The sequence below is a fragment of the Mesorhizobium sp. M2A.F.Ca.ET.037.01.1.1 genome (assembly GCF_003998075.1).
GTDB lineage: Bacteria > Pseudomonadota > Alphaproteobacteria > Rhizobiales > Rhizobiaceae > Mesorhizobium.
This window is the reverse complement of record NZ_RZSA01000913.1, coordinates 1-2620: the sequence shown is the minus strand read 5'-3', so window position 1 is coordinate 2620 and position 2620 is coordinate 1. Positions and strand designations below refer to the sequence as shown.

2 protein-coding genes and 1 pseudogene are annotated in these 2620 nt (G+C 63.0%); 1 reads left to right on the top strand and 2 read right to left on the bottom strand.

What is annotated here, in order from left to right:
- Positions 1-228: 228 nt before the first annotated feature.
- On the bottom strand, positions 229-1125 hold the full coding sequence (locus EOA27_RS31215; protein ID WP_126081913.1) for an NAD(P)-dependent oxidoreductase: 897 nt from the start codon (positions 1123-1125) through the stop codon (positions 229-231).
- Between EOA27_RS31215 and EOA27_RS31210 the strand changes: the two genes are divergently transcribed.
- A complete protein-coding gene (locus EOA27_RS31210) occupies positions 1109-2212 on the top strand; it encodes an NAD(P)-dependent oxidoreductase (RefSeq protein ID WP_281059494.1) in 1104 nt (367 codons plus the stop codon). The two genes, EOA27_RS31215 and EOA27_RS31210, sit on opposite strands and share 17 nt — an antisense overlap.
- 70 nt (positions 2213-2282) lie before the next feature.
- Here EOA27_RS31210 and EOA27_RS31205 read toward each other — a convergent pair.
- Positions 2283-2620, bottom strand: a pseudogene (locus tag EOA27_RS31205) (sugar ABC transporter substrate-binding protein); the annotation flags it as partial.

Sequence of the window (2620 nt, the reverse complement as noted above, 5' to 3'; positions counted from 1 at the left end):
GGGCCAGAGAGGTGTGCACGCTGGCGCCGGGGATGCGTGGCGCGTCGGCCCGGCGGAAGCCGGCTGGACGCTCCGCGGCCGCCGTCTTCATCGGCTTTTTTTCGTTGTTCGGCTTCGCGTCCCGCATAGGTTCAGAAAATCCCGTTTTCAGGGGCTGTCAAGCACGGCAGGCCCGCTTAGCTACAACCTGCTGAGATGTGCACAGATCAACCGGCATTTGGCCTCGCCTCAGGCGGTTTTGACGTATTTGCGCCAGCTGTGCTCAGGCCGGAAGCCGAGCACGTCGCGCGCCTTCCGGTTGGATAGCAGCGTCTCATATTCGCCGAGTTCAGCGTTGACCGGCACGCCTGGATAAAAGCGCTTCAACAATTCCGCCGTCGGCAGGTCCGACGAGGTATCGTCATTGGCCGCGTTGAACACCTGGTAGCCCAGGCCGTCCTTCTCGATGGCGCGCAGGGTGATCTGGCCGAGGTCGCGCGCGTCGATGTAGCTCCAGGCGATGCGCTTGCGGAAGCCGGGATCGGCGAACCATTTCGGGAAGAGCGAATATTCATGCGGCTCGATGACGTTGCCGATGCGCAGCGCATAGATGTCGGCGCCGCTGCGCAGCGCGAAAGCTCGCGCCGTCTTCTCGTTGACGATCTTCGACAGCGCGTAGGAGTCCATCGGGTCGACGTCATAGTCCTCGTCGAGCGGAAAATGCGTGGGATTGCGCGGCTCGTTGGCAAAGACCAGCCCGTAGGTGGTCTCCGAAGAGGCGATGACGACCTTGCGGATGCCGAGCTTCACCGCCGCTTCGATGACGTTGTAGGTGCCCATCGCGTTGATGCGGAACACCTCGTTGTCCGGCGTGATCATGATGCGCGGGATCGCCGCGAAATGCACCACGGCGTCGACCGGTTGGGCCCTCAGTGAGGGATCGAATTCGTGCAGGCCCATATAGCTCGACAGCGCATTGAACACCTGCCCGCTGTCGGTGATGTCGGTGATAAGCGTGCGCACCTTCGGATTGTCGAGCGGCCTGGTGTCGATATTGAGCACCTGGCAGCCATGTTCGACCAGATACTGAACGACATGCCGGCCGGCCTTGCCGCTGCCGCCGGTGAACATGATCCGCTTCGTCATTTTGCTCTCCACAAGGCTCAGGAATTATGTGTATTGTCAGACAATAAGGTATTCCGCAATCGCTTGCCAACCGCGATCCGCGGAAACCTGCTCGACAAACGCCCGCCGCGCGGGCGCCCATCACCACGAAAGACAGGGAAGAGACGACATGAGCACCACCGCTGCCCGCGAGAATATCGGTTTCATCGGCCTAGGCCTGATGGGGCACGGCATCGCTAAGAACATCGTCGACAAGGGCTATCCGCTGACCTTCCTTGGCCGCAAGAACCGCAAGCCCGCGGAAGACCTTTTGGGACGCGGCGCCAGGGAAGTGGCCACCTCCAAGGAGGTGGCGGCGGCTTCCGACATCGTCTTCATCTGCGTCACCGGCTCGCGCGAGGTGGAGGCGATCATCCGCGGCCCCGGCGGGCTGAAGGAAGGCCTGAAGCAAGGCTCGGTGGTCGTCGACTGCTCGACCTCCGACCCGGTCTCAACCGTGGCGCTCGCCGCCGAGCTCAAGGCGCTCGGCATCGATTATGTCGACGCGCCGCTCAGCCGCACGCCGAAGGAAGCCTGGGAAGGCATGCTCGACGCCATGGTCGGCGCGCCGGACGCGGTGTTCGCCAGGCTGAAGCCGGTGATCGAGACCTGGGCCGGCCGCATCGTCCATATCGGCGACACCGGCGACGGCCATCGCATGAAGCTGCTCAACAACTTCGTCTCGCTGGGCTATGCGGCGATCTATTCCGAGGCCCTGGCGCTGGCGCAGAAGGTCGGCATCTCGCCAGCGCGCTTCGACAGCGTCATCCGCAACGGCCGCATGGATTGCGGCTTCTACCAGACCTTCATGCGCTGGACCTTGGAGGGCGACCGCGACGCGCACAAGTTCACCATCGCCAACGCCTTCAAGGACCTGACCTATCTGGAATCGATGGCTGGCGCGGCCGGCATCGCCAACCCGCTCGGCAACGCAACCAAGAATTCCTTTGCGACGGCGCATGCCGCCGGCCCCGCCGAACAATATGTACCGATGCTCGCCACCCATATCGGCAAGCTCAACGGCGTCGACCTGATGCCTTCGAGGGACGGCGTGAAGCAGAAGATCTAAGAGCAATTCCAGGAAAAGTGCGGGGGCGCCTTGTGGGCGCCCCCTGTTTTTTCGACGGTTTCGATGCAGCCTACTTCTGGATACAGGTGTCGGCCGTTTCCTTGGTGCACTCGTCGAGCCCGGTGAAGACCGGATCGTCGACCTTCTTGCCGCCGATGAGGTCGAGCATCACCGAAGGCGCCTTATAGCCCATTTCGAACGGCCGCTGGCCGACCAGCGCCGTCACCAGGCCTTCCTTGGCGATCGCCACCTCGTCGCCGATCGTGTCGGCGGCGCCGATGACGAACTCGTTCTTGGCGATCTTGTCGGCCATCGGCTTGAACAGGTCGCGATAGGGCTGCGGGGCGCCGAACAGCGGCCAGCCGCCCATGATGCCAAAGGCGTCGAGCTTCGGATTGGCTGCAAGGA

Bases quoted from the DNA above. Each gene is read 5' to 3' on its own strand.
- EOA27_RS31215 (WP_126081913.1), bottom strand. From the start codon at position 1,125: ATGACGAAGCGGATCATGTTCACCGGCGGCAGCGGCAAGGCCGGCCGG.
- EOA27_RS31210 (WP_281059494.1), top strand. From the start codon at position 1,109: ATGATCCGCTTCGTCATTTTGCTCTCCACAAGGCTCAGGAATTATGTG.